This is a genomic window from Clostridium sp. AF27-5AA (genome assembly GCF_003478415.1).
Lineage (GTDB): Bacteria > Bacillota > Clostridia > Lachnospirales > Lachnospiraceae > Otoolea > Otoolea fessa.
In genome coordinates this window covers 456,024-476,895 of sequence record NZ_QUFH01000001.1, presented here as the reverse complement: position 1 = coordinate 476,895, position 20,872 = coordinate 456,024, and the positions used below count along the sequence as shown (strand labels likewise).

Sequence of the window (20,872 nt, the reverse complement as noted above, 5' to 3'; positions counted from 1 at the left end):
GGAGAATGCGGATGGATATACTGTTCTTTTTAACGGGGTGTCTGGGACTGGCAGAGACAATTGATTTGTTCTGCGGCAAAGATTTCCTGATTTTTATATCGGATTCGATCGATCCGAAGAAATATAACCTGAAAAAGGTGTATGCGGTTGAAAAGTGGCTGTTTGCGATTGATACGCTGTCGCTGTTTGGCATGGCGTTTCATCTGGGCGGCGGTACGGGCGATCTGGTGCTGGCGGCAGTTGTGCTGGTAACACTGTTCGCACATGTGTATGTGTTTAAGAGCCGGAACTTCCGGGTGTAAGTAGATAAAAGTGGACGTGATGTGTCTGGCATGCGCCCATTTTTGCTGCCATGATGCAGAGAAAATGGCTGATGGATGACTTGACTGGTTTTGGGACAGATGTTTGAAACGGCTGACGGTGTGGCTTCCGGGGAAGTGGGACACACTTTGCGTTGACAGGCATATGATATATTATCAATGAAAAATGAAAAGGAGATTATCATATGTGTTGGTCTTGGGGTAATGGTTGTGGACACTGCGGAGGATGCGGCGGCTGTGGAAATAATGGATGGGGCTGGAATAGCTGTGGAAATAACGGAAGAAATTCCTATCGGAGAGGTTTCAATGATGGTTATGCAGTCGGCTACCGGGATGGCTATGATGCCGGAAGAGACAGCCAGTCTGGCTGTGGCTGCGGCAATAATGGTGGCTGTGGCTGCGGAAACTAGAGAGGGCGATTTAATTTGCACGAGGTGTGAACTGAGGGAAAGAAAGCCGGGCGGTGAGAGCTGCCCGGCTTTCTTCTTTTCATTTATTAAGAACGCTAAGAATATGCTAAAAATCGGGGCAACAGGATTTGAACCTGCGACCTCTCGGCCCCCAGCCGAGCGCGCTACCAAGCTACGCCATACCCCGAAAATAAATCATAGCTGCACTTTGCCAAATTTTCAGCTGACATATACCGCCATTTGTTGAAGTATTATATGCGTATCATTATATCAAAATTACATCAAAAATCAACTATGACTTCTAAATTTTCGCTGCCGGATGTTTGTTTTTTGATGTAATTTTGATGGTTGAGTGGAATTTTACGAATCAATGGAATGGATCAATAGAATGAATATTTTCCCAATATTGACTCCAAATTTGAAAAATGGTATGATGAAAACGTGGATAATTAAAAGAAAAGGTCATAGCAGAGTCTTCGGCTGTGACCTTTTGTAGTAACCAACCCCAAGGAGAACATCATGATAAGTTTTGACCTCGACATGACCCTTTTAGACCACCGGACGGATCAGATCACACCGAGTGCGCTGGAGGCGATTGAAAAGCTGCGCCCGAAGTACAAGATTGTGCTGGCAACGGGGCGCGATATGGATAATTATTACAGTACATCGTACCGGGACATCGTCCGTCCGGATGCGATTGTACATATGAACGGGACGAAGATCACAGTGGGAGATAAGCTGCTGTTTGAGCACATCTTTGATCCGGAACTCCTGCGCCGGGTGCTGAGTTTCTGCGATGAAAAGGGATTCGGAATCGGCATGACGGTGGGGGATGAAGATTACTATATCCATCCGGAGATCATTGCGGCTAATGATATCCGCTTCTGGGGAAGCTGCGGGCGGCAGTTCCAGGATCCGTGGAAGATGCTCACGATGCCGGTCCGGACACTGGCGTTTGTCGGCAGCCGTGAACAGGTGAAGGAGATGGAACGGGAATTTCCGACCCTGAAATTGCCGATGTTTGCGAGCGGACATGGCGCGGATGTGGTCGAGAAAGGCAATTCCAAGGCGGACGGACTCCGCAGGCTGGCGGTGTATTTTGGAGAAAAAGAAGATCTCTCCGATACAGTGGCATTTGGCGACAGCATGAATGATATTGAGGTTGTGCAGGAAGCCGGCATCGGCGTGGCGATGGGAAATGCAGTGGATGCGCTTAAAAAAGTAGCCGATTACGTGACGGCACCGATCGGGGAAGATGGAATTTATAAAGCGTGCGAACACCTTCATTTATTTTAAAGAAGTTATTTTCCTATTTTACCTGTTCCCATTTTCCTATATAAATGATATAATAGCTACCAAACGGTTATTGTCCACAGGTGAGTTTCTTTGAGTAGAAATTCCATGCAGTACAATAACAAGAAATGACTTAAAAGGCGCGTGCCTGCAAGCTTTGACTAAAAGGATGAACTGCGGCTGCAGAAATCGGCAGTGCGGCAGGGAACCGGACACGCACCGGGAAAAAAGAGAGGATGTAACAGATGGAACATTTAATTACTCCGGCTGGTTATAAACCGGTATTGGATTTGAGAGAAACACAGGTTGCTATCAAGGAAATCAAGGACTTTTTTCAGAGAGAACTGGCAAAACAGCTCAATCTGACCCGTGTGTCCGCACCGCTTTTTGTACTGCCGGAATCTGGTCTGAACGATAACTTAAACGGCGTAGAGCGCCCGGTATCCTTTGGAATTCTGGAGCAGAAAGATCGGAAGGCTGAGATTGTACATTCTCTCGCCAAATGGAAACGTCAGGCATTAAAAGAGTACGGATTTCAGGAAGGTGAAGGCCTTTACACCGACATGAGCGCGATCCGTCGTGATGAGGATACAGACAACATCCATTCCATTTATGTGGATCAGTGGGACTGGGAGAAGATCATCAGTAAAAAAGATCGTACCCGTGAGACACTGGAATCCATTGTCCGTTCGGTTTACAAGGCACTGAAAGTGACCGAGGACTATATGGCATATGAGTATGAGTACATTGGACGTTATCTTCCGGAAAATATCACATTTGTGACGACCCAGGAACTGGAAGATATGTATCCGGATTGCACACCGAAGGAGCGCGAGTACAAGATTGCGAAGCTGCACGGTGCGGTATTTATCGAGCAGATTGGTGACAAGATGAAATCCGGTGAGAAGCACGATGGTCGTGCTCCGGACTATGATGACTGGAAATTAAACGGCGATATTCTGGTATATTATCCAGTTCTGGATATCGGACTGGAGCTTTCTTCCATGGGTATCCGTGTTGATGAGGATTCCCTGAAAGAGCAGCTGGTAAAGGCGGGATGTGAGGAACGCGCGGAGCTGCCATTCCAGAAAGCAGTTCTGGAGGGAGAGCTTCCGTATACAGTCGGCGGCGGTATCGGTCAGTCCCGTATCTGTATGTTCTTCCTGCGGAAAGCACATATCGGAGAGGTGCAGGCGTCGATCTGGCCGGACGGTGTGCGCGCAGAGGCAGAGGCTCACAACATTCATCTGCTGTAAAAATAAAATTGATGAAAAGCTGCCCGGGAAAGTGATTTTCTGCGGCAGTTTTTTGTGTAATAAGAAATTCATTAGAATTCCCTATTACACAAAAAGGCACATTCTTTTTATGTAATGGGAAGCCCATAGAATGAGAGGATAGGATATTTATATGGCGGATCATATCTATGATTTAATTATTATCGGTGCGGGACCGGCGGGATATACGGCAGCGCTGCGTGCGGCGGCGATGGGGATGGATGCAGTCCTGATCGAGAAAAAAGCGCTGGGCGGCTCATGCGTCAATACCGGCTGTATTCCTGCCAAGGCGCTTCTGCAGGCGACGGCAGTCTACCGGGATATGTTGAAAGCATTCCGGTTTGGTATCGTGGCGGAGAAGGTCAGCTTTGACTGGCGGCAGATGCAGATTTATAAAAATGAGTCCGTGGAATCATTCCGCTCAATGATTCAGGGAATGTTAGAAAAAGCGGAGGTGGAGATGATTCACGGCGATGCGCGCCTGCATGCGGATAATGTGGTGCGTGTGACGACCTCCAAAGGCGCATTGACGCTGAAAGGAAAAAATGTGATTCTGGCAACCGGTTCCAGCCCTGTGATTCCGGATATCCCAGGAATTGATCTGCCGCAGGTTATGACAAGCCGTGATATTCTGCGGATGGATGACTGGAATTTTGACTGTCTGACGGTCATCGGCGGCGGTGTCATCGGTGTGGAGATCGCGACGATCTTCGCGGCGCTCGGTTCCCGCGTGACGCTTTTGGAGCAGGCAAATCGTCTGCTGGAGTCGATGGATCCGATGATTTCCGAGCAGATGGAAGCAAATCTGCGTTCTAAGGGTATTGAAGTCCACTGCAATGTACAGGTCATGGAGATCAAGGATCGCGGTAACGACACGGTGTCGGTCAATTACCGTTGTGAGCGTGGCTGGAAGGAAAGCCCGGCGGACCGCGTGCTGGTGGCAGTCGGCAGACGCCCGAATATGTCGAAGGTTCTGGCGGACGATTGTCAGGTACAGCTGGAAAATGGGCGTCCGCTCATCAAGGGAACTTACCGCACGACGCAGGAAAATGTCTATGCGATCGGCGATACCGTGGCGCGGAAACGTCTTGCCCATGTGGCAGCGTCCCATGCGGCTTATCTGGTCGAAAACCTGGCGGGACGCGGACACCGGATGCAGCTTTCGGTCGTGCCGAACGGTATGTATGTCGTGCTTCCGGTTGTGCCGACCTGTATTTATACGGAGCCGGAGATTGCGGCGGTTGGATTTACGGAAAATGACGCCCGCCTTTATAATATGAAGATCAAGTGCGGTGTGGCATATATGACGGAAAATGGAAAAGCGCTTCTGGCGAGAAACAGCCGCGGTTTTGTGCGACTGATTTTTGAGGCGTATACCAACACGCTGATCGGGGCGCAGATCATGTGTGCGCGTGCGACGGACATGATCGGAGAGATGGCAACGGCGATCGCCAACGGTCTTACGGCATATCAGCTCTCGACGGCGATGCGCGCGCATCCGACGTACAGTGAGGCGATCACGGAGGCGATCAAAGATGCGTTGAAAAATGGATAATAGAGAAACAACAGGAGGCAGAAAAATGGGACGTGAGGTTCGGGCGAAAATTGAACAGCTTCGCGAGAAGATGGCGGAGCGTGGAATGGACGCATATCTGATTCCAACATCGGATTTCCACGGCTCGGAATATGTGAGCGGGTATTTCAAATGCCGGAAATATATGACAGGCTTTACCGGTTCGGCGGGAACGGCGGTCATTACGATGGAGGAAGCAGGTCTCTGGACGGATGGCAGATATTTTGTGCAGGCGGCAGCAGAGCTTTCCGGCAGCGGGGTGGAACTTTACCGCTCCGGTCAGGAGGGCGTGCCGACGACGCTGGAATTTTTGAAAAAACATATGCCGGAACAGGGTGTTCTGGGTTTTGACGGCAGGGTGGTCGATACGGCAGAGGGCGAGCGCATTGCGAAAGCACTGTCCGGGAAAAAGGTACGCATTTCGGAGGGTGAGGATCTGGTTGGAAGCATCTGGGACGACCGCCCGGCGCTTCCGATGAACCCGGTCTGGATTCTGGAAGAGAAGTATGCGGGAAAACCGGCGGAGGAAAAGATTGCAGATCTGCGCGGGGAGATGAAAAAGCGTCAGGCGACGGTGCATCTGCTGACGAGTCTTGATGATATCGCGTGGCTTTTAAATATCCGGGGTGATGACATTGTACATACGCCGGTTGTATTGTCCTACTTGATTGTGACAAAACAGGAATTATTCCTCTTTATTCATGAGAAGACGCTGAACGAGGAAGTACGTGCCTATCTGCATGGACTGGGCGTTCGGATCATGCCATATGAGGCGGTATACCAGATTGCATCCGCATTCCGCTATGAGCGTGTATTATTGGAAAAGTCGAAGATCAATTACCGTCTGTTCCGGTGCCTGGATGCGAGTGTGAAAGTGATCGAGGCGATGAACCCGACGGCAGCGGCAAAAGCAGTCAAAAATCCAGTGGAACAGGAAAATATGCGCCGCGTGCATGTGCAGGATGGTCTGGTATTGACCCGTTTCCTGCGCTGGATGAAGGAACATGCAGGTGAAAAAGGACTGGATGAGTGGACCGCCGGGGAATATCTGGATAAGCTGCGCCTGGAACAAAAAAACTGCCTGGATATGAGCTTTACGACGATCTCTGCGTGGGGACCGAACGCGGCGATGTGCCACTATACGGCGTCTGAGACAGAGAAGAGCAGTGTGCCGAAGAAGGGGCTGTATCTGGTCGATTCCGGCGGACAGTATTATGAGGGAACGACGGATGTGACGCGTACCATCGCGGTCGGACCGATCACGCAGGAAGAAAAACGCTGCTGTACGCTGGTGGCGTGCTCGATGCTGCGTCTGCTGGATGCGAAGTTTATGTATGGCTGCCGCGGTATCAACCTGGACTATATTGCGCGCGAACTCCTGTGGAGAAACGGCCTGGATTTCAACCATGGAACAGGGCATGGTGTCGGCTATCTGGGCTGTGTGCATGAGCGCCCGAATTCCATCCGATGGAGGCTGCTCACATCGCCCGCTGAAAATGCGGTTCTGGAGGAAGGCATGGTTACCTCTGATGAGCCGGGTCTTTATCTGGAAGGAAAATTTGGCATCCGGACGGAGAATCTGATGCTCTGTGTGAAAGATGTGAAGAATGAATTTGGTCAGTTCATGAAATTTGAAAATCTGACCTGGGTTCCGATTGATCTGGACACGATCGATGTATCGCTGATGGAAGGGCGTGACCGCGAGCTTTTGAACGCGTACCACAAGGGCGTGTTTAAGAAGCTGTCTCCGTATATGACGGAGGAAGAGAAAGCATGGCTGACAGAGGCGACGCGAGCGATTTAGAGGAGGAGAACAAGGAAGATACGGCAGTAAAACATTAAAAAGCGGTTAAAAACCGGCATAGATAAAAGATGCCGGATATAAACTGTAAATGACCATGTAAAATAAATGTGAGGCTGCGTGTATGCACTATCATTTGTTCGACCGTGTTCGAATCTGTGAGACAACTGGAATGCAGGACGGCTATCTGAGGATCGATGTGGTAAACCGTGAAAACAATTTCCCGATTGAGGGAGCAGAGGTTTCGGTCAGCTATGGCAATTCAGGACAGACGCAGGAAGTGCTTAGAACCAATTTATCCGGGCAGACGGAGGAGATTGCGGTAGCGGCGCCTCCTGCGTTGCTTTCACTGGAAGAACAGAACCGGGAAAAGCCGTATGCGGATTATACGGTGGAAGTGAGGGCAGAGGGCTATGAGCCGGTGAAGGTAAAAGGAACGGAGGTGCTGGCGGGCGTGCTGGCAGTCCAGCCGATCCGGATGATTCCGCTTCCGGCTCAGACCGGAGCGGAGGAGAATATCCAGATTCCGGACCATACCTTATATGGTTCCTATCCGCCCAAGATTGCCGAAGATGAGGTAAAACCGGTGCAGGAGAGCGGCGAGATCGTGCTGAGCCGCGTGGTGGTACCGCAGACGATCGTCGTGCATGACGGCGTACCGACCAATGCCTCCGCAAAAGATTACTATGTGTCATACCGGGATTATATCAAAAACGTGGCGTCGAGCGAGATCTACGCGACCTGGCCGCGCAGCACGATCGTCGCCAATGTGCTGGCGATCATGTCGTTTACGTTGAACCGGGTGTATACGGAGTGGTATCGGAACCAGGGCTACGATTTTACGATTACATCCTCAACGGCATTCGATCACAAATGGATTTACGGGCGCGATATTTTTGAGCCGATCTCAGAGGTGGTGGATGACATTTTTGACAACTATCTGTCCCGCCCCGGTGTGAGGCAGCCGATTCTGACACAGTACTGCGACGGGCGGCGGGTGTCCTGCCCGGGCTGGATGACCCAGTGGGGTTCGTGCAGTCTGGGAGAACAGGGATACAGCGCGATCGAGATATTGCGGCGCTTCTATGGAAATAGTATTTACATCAACACTGCGGAACAGATATCAGGAATCCCGATCTCCTATCCGGGGGAACCGCTTAAGGTGGGGTCCAGCGGCGATAAGGTGCGGCAGCTGCAGCAGCAGCTTGACGCGGTGGCGACTGTGTATACAGCGATCCCGCGGGTTACGCCGGACGGGATCTACGGATCCGGAACGGAGGCGTCCGTACGGGCGTTCCAGTCGGTGTTTGGACTTCCGCAGACGGGCGTGGTCGATTTTGCTACCTGGTACAAGATTTCTCATATCTATGTGGGGATCTCGCGGATTGCAGAGCTGAATTGAGTTGGAAATGGGATTTGCGGGAGAAGAATAACGAAAAGACATATGAATTCATATAGGTGAAATATCTGTGAGCAGGATGCATACAGGAAACAGAGACAAAGAACATAAGAGGGGGTGGATTGGATGAAAGATACCAGACGGGAAGAGGGAGTCAGACAAACCGGGGGGACTGGCCGGGCAAATGCGATCACAGAGGGAGTGATCTGGAAACAGCTTCTGCTATTTTTCTTCCCTATTTTATTTGGAACTTTTTTTCAGCAGCTCTATAATACGGCAGATGCGGTGGTAGTAGGCCGTTTTGTCGGAAAGGAAGCGCTGGCGGCGGTCGGCGGAAGCACATCGATGCTTACGAACCTGCTGGTTGGCTTTTTTGTAGGACTTTCTTCGGGTGCGACAGTTATCATCGCCCAGTTTTACGGGGCAGGACGCGGTCAGCGGGTCAGCGAGGCAGTCCACACGGCGATTGCCTTTTCGCTGCTGTGCGGTATCCTCATGACGGTTGGCGGACTCCTTTTTTCTGACACGGCGCTTCGCCTGATGGGGACGCCGGAGGATATCATGGACAATGCAAGCGGGTATCTGCACATTTATTTTGTCGGAATCACGGCGAACCTCTTATATAATATGGGTGCCGGAATCCTGCGGGCGATCGGTGATTCCAAAAGACCGTTCTATTTCCTTGTGGTCAGCTGTTTTACGAACATTGCGCTCGATCTGTTGTTTGTTGTAGGACTTCGGATGGGCGTGCGTGGTGCGGCGGTGGCGACGATCCTTTCCCAGGTGGTCAGCGCGTGTCTGGTATTGGGAACGCTGATGCGTGCGGATGGCTCGTACCGGTTTGAGATCCGGAAAACGCGGATCACACCGGTGATTCTGGTGCGGATCATACGGATTGGGTTTCCGGCTGGACTCCAGTCGGTTATGTATTCCTTTTCCAACCTCGTGATCCAGAGCAGCGTCAATGCACTGGGAACAGACACGGTGGCGGCGTGGGCTGCATATGGAAAGATCGACAGCACTTACTGGATGATCATTAATGCGCTTGGGATCTCCATCACGACCTTTGTCGGACAAAATTACGGCGCGGGGCGGCTGGACCGTGTGAAACGCAGCGTGTACGTCTGCCTGGGAATTTCCTGTATTATCACGGTGGGGCTGAGCACGATCCTGTATCTGACGGGCGGCTATATTTATCTGTTGTTCACAACGGATGCGGAGGTAATCGCGATCGGCATGAAGATTCTTCACTTCCTGGTGCCGGCATTTGTGACATACCTCTGTATTGAGATTTATTCCGGCGCACTGCGCGGTGTGGGAGACTGCTGGATTCCGATGATTATGACGGCGCTGGGCGTGTGCGTCCTGCGGGTTGTCTGGATCCTGATCGCTGTTCCGATCCGCCCGGATATCCTGACAGTGGTATTCAGCTATCCGCTGACCTGGACGATCACAACGGTTCTCTTTAATATTTATTATTATTTTTTCAGTGCGCTGAAAAAATGGAATGTGCCGCTTCCGTGGAAGAAAAAGAGGCGGGAGCTTCATAACCTGTAAACAGTTATAAATGGTTTCGAAAATGATTGACAAAACGGGGTGGTACTGGATTTTTTTCAGAAAGTGTGATATTCTTACGTTACAAAAGATAGGTGACAGTGTTTCTTCCTGGATGGATGCCGCGCAAGCGGCAGATAAAACGGAGATTCGAAACAGAGGGCAGAGGCACTTGCCGCTGGTCAGAAAGAGAGGCAGAATTATGGGCTATGAACCAATGAATGAGTCCTGGCAGATGGCGGGGGAACGCCATGAGACACTGGGACAGTATGTGGCGAAGACATATTTATGGATGTTTGCAGGGCTTCTTGTGACATTTGGCATCGCATTAGCCGGATACGTGACGGGAGCGATTTTGTATGTATTTCAGGTTCCGTATGCGACCCTCGCATTGACGGGACTGGAGCTTTTGACGGTGATCTGGCTGAGTGCCCGGATTCACAAGTTATCGGTGGGAGCGGCGAGAGGGCTGTTTCTATTCTATGCAGCTTTAAACGGCGTTGTTTTCTCGATGTATTTCCTGATCTTCGGTGTTGTGGAGATGGTGTTTGTATTTGCGGCGACCGCGCTGTTCTTCGGAATGATGGCGGGCGTCAGCCTGATCTTCAAGCTGGACTTGAGCGGAATCCGTCCACTGCTCGTTGGCGGACTGCTGTTTCTGATTCTCTTTGGTCTGCTTTCAATGTTTTTAAATCTAGGCAGCTTTGAGACAGTGCTCTGCTATGCCGGTATCGTGGTATTCTTAGGCTTTACCGCTTATGATACAACCAAGATCCGGGATAATTACCAGATTTTCTCCGCGGATCCGGAGCTGCTTCAGAAAGCATCGGTATTCTCAGCGCTGCAGCTGTATCTCGATTTTATCAACCTGTTTCTGTACATTATCCGCCTGATGAACCGGAATCGGAAATAGGAAAAAATCTTTCAGGAGAACAGAAGTTCCTTTGCAGGAATAAAGAAAAGTGGAATTTTGCGGAAAACTGAATATGCAAAAATGAAATGCCGGAACGGGGGAAAGCTTTGTTCCGGCATTATTGTGTTTTTCTGCTTGAAAATCCTGTTTTTGGCATGGACGGCTTCATTCTTTTAGCAGAAAGGGAAGCATTCTGTAATAAATTTGACAGATTTTATTTAAAGTTTCTCTATTGAAGTGGATGGGGAGTATCTGTTAAACTAGGTTATAATAGGAAATGTTCTGCTGTTGGTTACACAGTGTGTGGATGAACCATATTTGTTTCGCATATGCCCCCGCCGGATTAGGCGGGGAAATGTATATAAATGGTGAACAGACAACAGGGATAAAAGGATAATCAAGGAGGTTTTTTGGCATGAATCGGAATAGAGTGAACAAAAAAAGGATGGGGCGCGCGCGTGTGCTTTCACAGGCGGCGGCTGGCATGCTGGCAGCAGCGCTGTGTTTTCAGCCGATGACGGCGCTGGCAGGACCGGCGGGAGATTCTTCTCTTACATCGTCATCCTCGAATGTGGGACCGGGCGGAGGCTCGGGCGGTTCCAATTCAGGAAGTACAGGCAGCTTTGGCGGTTCAAATTCAGTTTCCAATGGAAGTGTGAGCGCGGTCACATCAGGGCTTGGCGTGTACCGGGTGACGGAGAATGAGGGGATCGGTGCGATTGCGCGCGGTGTGGATGTGTCTTACTGGCAGCAGAATGTAAACTGGAGCCAGGTGGCGTCGGATAATGTACAGTTTGCGATGCTGGCCACCCGGTTCCGCGGTAATGTGGATCCGTTTTTTGCCATGAATGCGGCAAATGCGAGCCAGGCAGGACTGCGGCTGGGCGCGTACATTTATTCGTATGCGACTTCGGTCGAGATGGCGCAGCAGGAGGCGGATTTTGTCCTGAATCTCATCAAGGATTATCCGCTCTCCTTCCCGGTTGTCTTTGACGCCGAGGATGTCAATACGCTGGGAACCCTGACACCGTCCCAGGTCAGCGATGTGATCAACGCGTTCTGTAAGCGTATTCAGGATGCAGGCTATTATCCGATGGTCTATGCAAATGAATACTGGATTGCCAATAAGATCGATATGTCGAAGATTTCGTATGATATGTGGGTGGCAAAATATCAGCAGAAATATACATATTCGAGGACTTCGATGTGGCAGGCGTCCAACACCGGTTCGGTCAAAGGTGTAAATGGCAATGTGGATATTGATTACCTGTATAAAGATTACACGCAGATCATTCCGGGCAATACCTGGCGGACAATTGCGGGGAACCGTTACTATTATCAGAACCATGTGATGCAGAAATCGGCATGGATCAACGATGGACAGAACTGGTACTATATGAATGCGTCGGGCAATCCATCCACGGGCTGGCTGGAGCTTTCGGGTAAAAAGTATTATCTGGAGGCGGACGGTCATATGATTACCGGCTGGAAGACACTGGACGGCGGCTGGCGTTATTTTGATGCATCAGGCGAGCAGGCGACGGGCTGGCGTGCGGTTGATGGGAGCTGGTATTTCATGGCGGACAATGGTCTGATGCAGACCGGCTGGCTGGAGACGGGCGGCAAGAAATATTATCTGAACGCATCCGGCGCGATGCAGGCGGGCTGGCAGAACCTGGGCGGAAGCTGGTATTACTTTGACGGCTCCGGCGCCATGACGACGGGCTGGCAGGCAGTCGGCGGAAAGTGGTATTACATGAACGAGTCCGGCGTGATGCAGACCGGCTGGCTGGATCTTGGCGGTAAGAAATATTACCTGGATGCCAGCGGCGCGATGTACGCAGGTATTACGTTCGAGATGGATGGAAATACCTGGCAGGCAGCGGCAGACGGAAGCTGCACGGTAGTTCTGCCGGAGGAGAATGCGGCGGGAAATGGCGGTTCGACGGACGGACAGACTCCGATAACCGGAAGCCAGTCACCGGTGCAGCCGTCCGGTCCGGCAGGGGTATAATATAAATATGATTTGAACCAGTACCCAGATATTGGAGCTGATTCAGTTAAAAAAATGAAAAAGTAAACAAATTCGAACGGAAATAACTTGCTTTTTTGCCGACCTCATTATACAATGTTAAACAGGCAAAAAAATGGACTTGCTTATGGGATGGAGGAAACCAGCATAAGTAATCTGGCATAACATGACGTTTCAAACTGCTATATCAACTGTATGTGCAAGATAAGCTGCGGCTGTTCCGGTGCGGATTTGACGAAAGATGCGAGGCTCTTCTGGCTGCAAATTAGGAAGAGCCTCGGTATGCGTTATATCGGCAGAAGCGCGGAATCGGGATGGCGGGCACAGAAGTAGTGCGAAAGCGGGGGCGTTTGTCAGCAGGAAACTGTGAAAGCAGTGGTTCGCAGGCAGGCAGCTGCGCTAAGACGCAGGCAGGGAAAGGTCGGAGAATGCAGATTCCGGATTTAGTACTGCATGGAAGCAGCGTGTTTTTACATATTGTATAATGATTATATAATCAGAACCGTCGGCGGAGTTGTAGTGCTAAAAAAGGGATGTCAGTGCGGCTGGCTGCCGGAATCATTTCCGGAAACAGGGATGAGGGCAGTGTTTGTCATCAGTCAGGCACCGGACAGCGCTTATGTGAGAATCGAATAACAAGTCAGTGGTACAGATGTTTATGTATGCATGGCTATTAAAGTCGGATTCGCATAGACGGAAGTGCATGCCATTTATGTATGCAGAGGAGATTGTACAATCCTCTGCTGCCGCAGCGTGTCAGATGGAGAATTCCCGGAGTGGATGACAAGCTCTGGAAATTTTGCAAAAACACCTGCAAACACAGATAGGTGGGAAGTATCACGGATGGCGCCATGAAAGAAACATGGATGCTGTCAGGATATGATTCACGAAGAAAGAGGGACGTCCGTCAAAGCATGGAACGATCTAATTACGAGGTGACACATTTATGAAACAGAATATGAAAAGAATGCTGCTTGTACTTTGCATGGCAGTCTGCTTTTTCGCTCTGTCCGCCTGTGGTAGCGCTTCTGAAGAAGCGGTAGAGCCGATTTCTCCGGAGATCGAGCAGACCATGAGCGATGGCGCTAAGAGCTATCTGGAGCAGTTCGCCAGCTACAGTGACGAAGATCTGGCAGCACAGCTGAAACAGGCTGAGAAGCAGAAAAACACAGTCATTGAGTCTGCAATTTCTTCTTGGACCAGTTCTAAGGACGATTTAGGCAAGATGGGTGAGATTCAGAGCGTGACCGTAGAGCGCGCCGATGATGACAGCTACACAGCAGTTGTTCAGGCTTCCTTTGAGAAGAGAGACTTGACTTTCTCCCTGACCGCTGAGGAGAGCGTAAGCAGCTACGGCGGTACTTCTCTGGTACCGACCGAGTTATCCTTTGTTGTAAACTACAGCTTCGGTGAGAAGATGGAGAAGGCAGCATTAAATACCCTGATGGGTATGGGTACCGTATTCCTGGTACTGATCTTCATCAGTTTAATTATCAGCAGCTTCAAGAAGGTTAACGAGATTGAGGCAAATGTAAAGGCTAAAAAAGCAGGAGCAGAGGCACCGGCAGCAGCACCGGCACCTGTACAGACTGCAGCACCGGCAGCAGCGCCGGCACGTACCGCAGCACCAGCAGCAGGCAATGCGGCAAACGATGGAGAACTGGTAGCAGTTATCACTGCAGCGATCGCAGCAGCAACCGGCGTACCGGCAGACAGCGTAAATATCCGCTCCATTACACGTAAATAATCATCGATAAAATCTGGAGGAATTTAAAATGAAGAATTATACTATCACCGTAAATGGTACAGCATATCAGGTAACCGTAGAAGAAGGATTTGCAGGCGCAGCAGCTCCGGCTCCAGCAGCAGCTCCAGCACCGGCAGCAGCTCCGGCTCCAGCAGCAGCACCGGCAGCAGGCGGCGTAACCATCACATCCCCGATGCCAGGTAAGATCCTTGGTATTAAGGCAGCAGCTGGCACAGCTGTAAAACGTGGTCAGGTTATCCTGCTTCTGGAAGCTATGAAGATGGAGAACGAGATCGTAGCTCCTCAGGACGGTACCGTTGCCAGTGTTAATGTTGCAGTAGGCGATATGGTAGAACCGGGCGCAGTTCTTGCTACATTAAACTAATCTAATTTTTATAAAACTGGCTGAAAAAATACGGGATATGTTATTCCGTTTGGAGGAATTAATATGGAATATATAACAACTACATTGTCCAATCTTCTTCAGCAGACAGCATTCTTAAACCTGACATTTGGAAACATCGTTATGATTTTCGTAGCGCTGATTTTCCTGTATCTGGCAATCGGAAAAGGATTCGAGCCGTTACTGCTTCTTCCTATTTCCTTTGGTATGCTGCTTGTAAATATCTATCCGGATATTATGAGATCGATTGAAGACTCATCGAACGGAGTTGGTGGACTTTTACATTACTTTTATTTACTGGATGAGTGGAGTATCTTACCATCCCTCATCTTCATGGGTGTCGGTGCGATGACAGACTTCGGTCCGCTGATCGCTAACCCGAAGAGCTTCCTGCTCGGTGCAGCTGCTCAGTTCGGTATCTACGGCGCTTACTTCATGGCTATCTTCATGGGATTCAACGATAAGGCTGCGGCTGCTATCTCCATCATCGGTGGTGCAGACGGCCCGACCTCTATCTTCCTGGCAGGTAAACTTGGTCAGACAGGTCTGATGGGACCGATTGCCGTAGCAGCTTACTCCTACATGGCTCTGGTTCCGATTATCCAGCCGCCGATCATGAAACTCCTTACCACCAAAGAGGAGAGAGAGATCCGTATGGAGCAGCTTCGTCCGGTATCCAAACTGGAGAAGATTCTGTTCCCGGTTGTTGTTACAATCGTTGTCTGCATGATTCTGCCGACAACTGCTCCGCTGGTTGGTATGCTTATGCTTGGTAACCTGTTCCGTGAGTCTGGTGTTGTTAAGCAGCTGACAGAGACTGCTTCCAACGCCCTGATGTACATCGTCGTTATCTTCCTGGGTACTTCCGTAGGTGCTACTACCAGTGCAGAGGCTTTCTTAAACCTGGATACCATCAAGATCGTAGTTCTGGGTCTGATTGCATTCGCTCTGGGTACTGCAGCAGGTGTTATCTTCGGTAAGATTATGTGCAAGGTAACTCATGGTAAGGTAAACCCGCTGATCGGTTCCGCAGGTGTATCTGCAGTTCCGATGGCGGCACGTGTATCCCAGAAGGTTGGTTCTGAGGCAGATCCGAGCAACTTCCTTCTGATGCACGCAATGGGACCGAACGTAGCTGGTGTTATCGGTACTGCCGTAGCAGCAGGTACATTCATGGCTATTTTTGGCGTGAAATAGGATCGAGCAGATTTATTCTGAATAATGTATTTATATAGTAGGGTGGGATTCTTCGGGATCCTGCCCTATTGTTATATGCAAACGTCGGTAACTGTTCACAGGTAGGAATTTTCTGAACTGAAAATTCCGTACGATACAGTTCCGGCAGCAGATTTTGCCGATTTGGAATGCGTAGCATCGGCAAAATCCGGTTGCTGGGCACACGTGTGTGAACAGTAACAAACGTCGTTTTTTGTCGAATTTAATCGGTCGAAATAGTTTGCTTTTTGCTGGTGGAAGACGTAAAATGACAGTGAAGTAAGGAGGAATGGCACTAGAGAATAGAAAAGGAGAATGCATAGGATGGCGGATATGAGAGAAGAATTAGTTCAAAAGATTGAACGGGCAAGACAGCAGCTGAATCAAAATATTGACACAAAGGCAGCATATGACACAATTTATCACTACAGTGTGGAGCTTGACAAACTCTTAAATCAGTATATCGGGCTGGAGACAGAGACTGAAAGAGGGCTGGAGACGGCGCTATAAAATAAGAGTGGAAATAGAAACAAATATAGATAAGTACAGAAAACTCAGGTACATGTGTTCGGAAAAAGAACCGGTGCCTGAGTTTTCTGATTTTTTTTCGATTTAGACCTTGCCATTTTGATGGGCATGTACTAAAATAAACATAACAAGTGGTAGAAAGTGGTGAAAAGTGGAACGAAATGGATTTTCGGGACACAAAAGTGGTACACATCGGATGACGGGTGATTGATATGTTCATGGGAGAATACAATCATACAATCGATGCGAAGGGACGTTTGATCGTTCCGTCGAAGTTCAGGGAACAGCTTGGAGACGAATTTGTGGTGACAAAGGGGTTGGATGGCTGTCTTTTTGTGTACGATAACACCGAGTGGAAAAAGTTCGAAGAGAAGTTACAGGCACTCCCACTTACCAATCAGAATGCCAGAAAATTCTCCCGTTTCTTTCTGGCAGGTGCCTCGGCGTGTGAGGTGGATCGTCAGGGACGAATCCTGCTTCCTTCGGTTCTGCGGGATTTTGCAGGACTCGAGAAGGAGGTTGTCCTGGTCGGCGTCGGAAGCCGGATCGAGATCTGGAACAAGGCGACCTGGGCGGAGAAGAATGTCTATGATGACATGGAAGAGATTGCAGAAAATATGGAAGGCCTTGGCATATGATATTTAATCACAAATCAGTATTATTAAATGAGACGGTTGACAGTCTCTGTGTAAAGCCCCAGGGTATCTATGTGGATGGGACACTGGGAGGCGGCGGTCACGCGAGCGAGGTGGCGGCACGGCTGGGAGACGGCGGACGCTTGATCGGGATTGATCAGGATGCGGACGCGATTGCGGCTGCGTCAGAACGTCTGGCTCCCTTTGGAGATAAGATAACCGTTGTGCGGAGCAATTATGAGCGGATTGCACAGGTGTTAGATGAGCTGGAGATTCCGCAGGTGGATGGAATTTATCTGGATCTGGGTGTTTCTTCTTTCCAGCTTGACACAGCGGAACGGGGATTTACCTATCGCGAGGACGATGCGCCGCTGGATATGCGGATGGATCAGAGAAATGAGCAGACCGCGAAGGACATCGTCAATACCTACAGTGAGATGGAACTGTACCGGATCATCCGGGACTACGGTGAGGATCGGTTTGCGAAGAATATTGCAAAACACATCGTACAGGCACGACAGAAAAAAGAGATTGAGACGACAGGCGAGCTGACGGAGATCATCCGGGCATCGATTCCGGCAAAGGTCCGGGCGACCGGCGGTCATCCGGCAAAGCGTACGTTTCAGGCGATCCGGATCGAGTTAAACCGGGAACTGGATGTGCTGGAAGATTCGATCGATACGATGATTGAACGCCTGGCACCGGGCGGACGGCTTTCGATCATTACGTTCCATTCCCTGGAAGATAGAATCGTAAAGAACCGTTTCCGGACGAATGAAAATCCATGCATCTGCCCGCCGGATTTTCCAGTCTGTGTCTGTGGACGCAAAAGCCGCGGCCGGGTGATTACAAGAAAACCGATTCTTCCGACCGATCAGGAGATGGAAGAAAACCCGCGTTCCAAGAGCGCAAAGCTCCGGGTATTTGAAAAATCATAAACAAAAGCATAACTGCACCTCAGAACAGAGATCGTTTCAGGTGCGGGGGAGATAAAAGAGAGAAAAAGCGAAAGAGCAGGGAGGGAACGTTATGTCTGTCAGAAGGAGACAACATGTATCGGCCTCCACGTATGTGGACGGTAATACCGTGCGAAAAGTTCAGAGAACCGTGGAGATAAGACCAGAAAGAGATGAGAGAGAGGAGTACCGGCATAAACACGCCGTGCGCCGCAACCAGGAAAAGGCGCTTTACATGAACGGACCGTATGTGCTGGCGCTGACCATCGCTGCGCTGATCACGCTGGTTTTATGTATGAATTATCTGCATAAGCAGGCGTCGATCACGACCCGTATCAACCACATTGAGGATCTGGAGCTGAAACTGGAGAACCTGAAGTCCGAGAATGATGCACTTCAGACCCGGATTGACACGTATGTGGATCTGGATCATGTATATAAAGTGGCGACCGAAGAGCTCGGCATGGTATATGCAAATAAGGATCAGATTCTTTTATATGACAAGACGGAAAGCGAGTATGTAAGACAGTATGAGGACATCCCAAAACACTAACGGCAGACAGACCTTTCGGAAATATATGCAGGAAAAGCTGGCAATTACCGTCCTGGTAATTATGCTGGCTTTGTTTGCATTGGTGCTGGTGCTTTATAATCTGGTAAAAAGTAAGGGCGAGTCGTACAATCAGATAGTCCTGAGCCATCAGGACTATGAGAGCCGCACGATTCCCTACAAGCGCGGCAATATTATCGACCGGAACGGGACGTATCTGGCGATTAGCGAGAAGGTTTACAATTTGGTCGTCGATCCGAAGCAGATTCTGGATACGGAGGAGAACTACCAGTATCTCGATGCCACGCTGGACGCGCTGGTGGAGTGCTTCGGTTACAAGCGGAACGAGCTGCAGGCGATGATCGAGGAGAAAAAAGACAGCCAGTATGTGATCTATGCGAAACAGCTTCCAGCGGAAGACAAAGAGAAGTTTGAGACTTATGAGAAGGACAAGAACAAGGAATACCGGGCGCTGCCGACGGAGGAAGGCGGCAACCAGCGTATCACGGGCGTATGGTTCGAGGAAGAATATAAGAGAACGTATCCGTACAATGAGCTGGCATGCAATGTGGTTGGTTTTGCCCTCAAGGATGGCAATGCATCCGGCGGTGTTGAACAGTATTATAATGATATCCTGAACGGTGTGAGCGGTCGTGAGTATGGTTATTTAAACGGCGATTCGAACGTCGAGCGAACGGTAAAACCGGCGCAGAACGGAAAGACGCTGGAGTTGACGATCGACGTCAACATCCAGAAGATTGTCCAGAAATATCTGGATGAGTGGCAGGCGGGCATTGGAAGTAATCTGGCGGCGGCGATCGTCATGGATCCGAACAGCGGTGAGATCCTGGCGATGGATACGACGACCCGTTACAATCTGAATGATCCGTACAATTTAAGCACCTACTATACGGATGAGGAAATCCAGGCGATGGATGAAAAGGCGAAGTCCGAGGCGTGGTATAAAATGTGGAGAAACTTCTGCGTGAGCGACTCCTATGAGCCGGGTTCTCCACAGAAAGCATTTACGGTAGCCGGGGCGATCGATGAAGGCGCGATTTCCGGAAACGAGGTCTTTGAGTGCGGCGGAAAACTGCATTTCGGAGACTGGGATATCCGGTGTGTTGCCCGAGCCGGTCACGGACCGCTGACGATCACACAGGGATTGATGAAATCCTGCAACGTCGTTATGATGCGTATTGTATCACTGGAGGGAAAAGAGAAGTTTGTCCAGTATCAGAAGATTTTCGGATTTGGCGAGAAGACGGGCATCGACCTTCCGGGCGAGGCGTCAGGTCTGATTTATCAGGCATCCAATATGGATCCGGCTTCTCTGGCGACCAACGCATTTGGACAGAACTATAACTGTACGATGGTGCAGATGGCAGCCGGATATGCGTCCTTAATCAACGGCGGTTCCTATTATGAGCCACATGTGGTAAAAGAGATTCTGAACGACGAAGGATCCGTTGTCAAATCCGTTTCCCCAAATCTGGTGCGAGAGACGGTTTCGGAATCGACCTCGAACTTCATTAATAATGCGCTTTACCAGACAGTATCAGGTGATGGCGGTACCGCGGGCGCGGCGGCAGTTGCCGGTTACGAAGTGGCTGGTAAGACAGGTACGGCGCAGAAGCAGCCGCGTGCGGAGAAGAATTATCTGGTTTCCTTTATCGGATATGCACCGGCATACAATCCGCAGGTGCTCTGCTATGTGGTAGTAGATACTCCGCATCTGCCGGGCGAGCAGCAGGCACATTCGACTTTTGCCAGCGAGATTTTCAGCAAGATCATGGCGGAAGTCCTTCCATATAAGAATGTATTCCCGGCAGGCGGCGCGGCACAGGATCTCGAGACCAATCTTTCCAGCCAGGAAGAGGGCATTATAAGCGGCACAGCAACCGAGGATCCGAATGCAGCTGAAACACCGGCAGAGACGACTCCGGCTCCGGAGGGCGGCTGGGCGAACTACGATGAGGAATTTATCGATTCCGGAGACGAGTACAGCTATCCGGATACGATGGGAAATGTGCAGGATGAATCGGCGGCGGTTGGAAACGGTGAAACGGCTGGAACGGGCAGAGACACCGGAACAGCGGATAATGCCGGAGAAACGGCAGCTTCCCAGGAAGCGCAGGCAGCGGGAGATTAAGAATTGTGCCTGTCGGCAAGAGCTATCTATCTTGTGTGGAAAATACGTAACTGTTCACAGGTAGGAATTTTCTGAACTGAAAAATTCGTACGATACAGTTCTGGCAGCAGATTTTGC

18 protein-coding genes and 1 tRNA gene are annotated in these 20,872 nt (G+C 50.1%); 18 read left to right on the top strand and 1 reads right to left on the bottom strand.

All coding sequences use genetic code 11. The annotated features are described in order from the left end of the window. Nucleotides 1–11: 11 nt before the first annotated feature. Together DWY89_RS02340 and DWY89_RS02335 are read left to right on the top strand one after the other, a co-directional pair. Nucleotides 12–302 carry a hypothetical protein gene (locus DWY89_RS02340; protein ID WP_022359095.1) on the top strand — a complete coding sequence of 97 codons (291 nt, stop codon included), beginning with the start codon at nt 12–14 and terminating at the stop codon, nt 300–302. Between the two features lie 203 nt (nt 303–505). Then, nucleotides 506–730, top strand: a complete 225-nt coding sequence (locus DWY89_RS02335) for a hypothetical protein (protein WP_118481733.1) — start codon at nt 506–508, stop codon at nt 728–730. 113 nt (nt 731–843) lie between these two features. Here the strand turns inward: DWY89_RS02335 and DWY89_RS02330 are convergent. Further along, nucleotides 844–917 (bottom strand) — tRNA-Pro (locus tag DWY89_RS02330). Nucleotides 918–1,249: 332 nt separating this feature from the next. Between DWY89_RS02330 and DWY89_RS02325 the strand changes: the two genes are divergently transcribed. The 16 genes from DWY89_RS02325 to DWY89_RS02245 all read left to right on the top strand — a co-directional run bounded on the left by DWY89_RS02325 (nt 1,250) and on the right by DWY89_RS02245 (nt 20,755). Further along, complete coding sequence (locus tag DWY89_RS02325; protein WP_022360199.1) at nt 1,250–2,026, top strand: HAD family hydrolase; 777 nt, start codon at nt 1,250–1,252, stop codon at nt 2,024–2,026. Nucleotides 2,027–2,268: 242 nt separating this feature from the next. Continuing rightward, the gene (asnA, locus tag DWY89_RS02320) at nt 2,269–3,279 is read left to right on the top strand and encodes an aspartate--ammonia ligase (RefSeq protein WP_022360200.1); all 1,011 of its coding nucleotides are present in this window, start codon (nt 2,269–2,271) and stop codon (nt 3,277–3,279) included. Between the two features lie 151 nt (nt 3,280–3,430). After that, nucleotides 3,431–4,852, top strand: coding sequence for a dihydrolipoyl dehydrogenase (gene lpdA / locus DWY89_RS02315; RefSeq protein ID WP_117795214.1), 1,422 nt, complete (start codon nt 3,431–3,433; stop codon nt 4,850–4,852). A 25-nt stretch (nt 4,853–4,877) separates the two neighbouring features. After that, nucleotides 4,878–6,674 carry an aminopeptidase P family N-terminal domain-containing protein gene (locus DWY89_RS02310; RefSeq protein WP_118523760.1) on the top strand — a complete coding sequence of 599 codons (1,797 nt, stop codon included), beginning with the start codon at nt 4,878–4,880 and terminating at the stop codon, nt 6,672–6,674. A 121-nt stretch (nt 6,675–6,795) separates the two neighbouring features. Beyond that, nucleotides 6,796–8,073 (top strand): peptidoglycan-binding protein, encoded by a 1,278-nt coding sequence (locus DWY89_RS02305; RefSeq protein WP_270224416.1) that lies wholly within the window; start codon nt 6,796–6,798, stop codon nt 8,071–8,073. A 123-nt stretch (nt 8,074–8,196) separates the two neighbouring features. Further along, nucleotides 8,197–9,627 carry an MATE family efflux transporter gene (locus DWY89_RS02300; protein ID WP_118524347.1) on the top strand — a complete coding sequence of 477 codons (1,431 nt, stop codon included), beginning with the start codon at nt 8,197–8,199 and terminating at the stop codon, nt 9,625–9,627. A 199-nt stretch (nt 9,628–9,826) separates the two neighbouring features. Next, entirely contained in the window at nt 9,827–10,537 is a 711-nt protein-coding gene (locus tag DWY89_RS02295; protein ID WP_107000382.1) for a Bax inhibitor-1/YccA family protein, read from the top strand. A gap of 415 nt (nt 10,538–10,952) precedes the next feature. Further along, nucleotides 10,953–12,551: a GH25 family lysozyme gene (locus DWY89_RS02290; RefSeq protein WP_243022669.1), complete on the top strand. Its 1,599-nt coding sequence runs from the start codon at nt 10,953–10,955 to the stop codon at nt 12,549–12,551. 964 nt (nt 12,552–13,515) lie between these two features. Then, the gene (locus DWY89_RS02280; RefSeq protein WP_106999721.1) at nt 13,516–14,316 is read left to right on the top strand and encodes an OadG family transporter subunit; all 801 of its coding nucleotides are present in this window, start codon (nt 13,516–13,518) and stop codon (nt 14,314–14,316) included. A gap of 28 nt (nt 14,317–14,344) precedes the next feature. Further along, entirely contained in the window at nt 14,345–14,701 is a 357-nt protein-coding gene (locus tag DWY89_RS02275; RefSeq protein WP_106999722.1) for a biotin/lipoyl-containing protein, read from the top strand. 63 nt (nt 14,702–14,764) lie between these two features. Next, complete coding sequence (locus DWY89_RS02270; protein WP_022360208.1) at nt 14,765–15,916, top strand: sodium ion-translocating decarboxylase subunit beta; 1,152 nt, start codon at nt 14,765–14,767, stop codon at nt 15,914–15,916. 351 nt (nt 15,917–16,267) lie between these two features. Further along, nucleotides 16,268–16,444, top strand: a complete 177-nt coding sequence (locus DWY89_RS02265; RefSeq protein WP_233430133.1) for an aspartyl-phosphate phosphatase Spo0E family protein — start codon at nt 16,268–16,270, stop codon at nt 16,442–16,444. Nucleotides 16,445–16,674: 230 nt separating this feature from the next. After that, nucleotides 16,675–17,100: a division/cell wall cluster transcriptional repressor MraZ gene (gene mraZ / locus DWY89_RS02260; protein ID WP_022360210.1), complete on the top strand. Its 426-nt coding sequence runs from the start codon at nt 16,675–16,677 to the stop codon at nt 17,098–17,100. Continuing rightward, a complete protein-coding gene (gene rsmH / locus DWY89_RS02255) occupies nt 17,097–18,035 on the top strand; it encodes a 16S rRNA (cytosine(1402)-N(4))-methyltransferase RsmH (RefSeq protein WP_022360211.1) in 939 nt (312 codons plus the stop codon). The genes mraZ and rsmH overlap by 4 nt, the downstream gene beginning before the upstream one ends. 91 nt (nt 18,036–18,126) lie before the next feature. Next, the gene (locus tag DWY89_RS02250; protein ID WP_022360212.1) at nt 18,127–18,606 is read left to right on the top strand and encodes a hypothetical protein; all 480 of its coding nucleotides are present in this window, start codon (nt 18,127–18,129) and stop codon (nt 18,604–18,606) included. Between the two features lie 25 nt (nt 18,607–18,631). Continuing rightward, nucleotides 18,632–20,755, top strand: a complete 2,124-nt coding sequence (locus DWY89_RS02245) for a penicillin-binding protein 2 (protein ID WP_118523758.1) — start codon at nt 18,632–18,634, stop codon at nt 20,753–20,755. Nucleotides 20,756–20,872 lie beyond the last annotated feature (117 nt).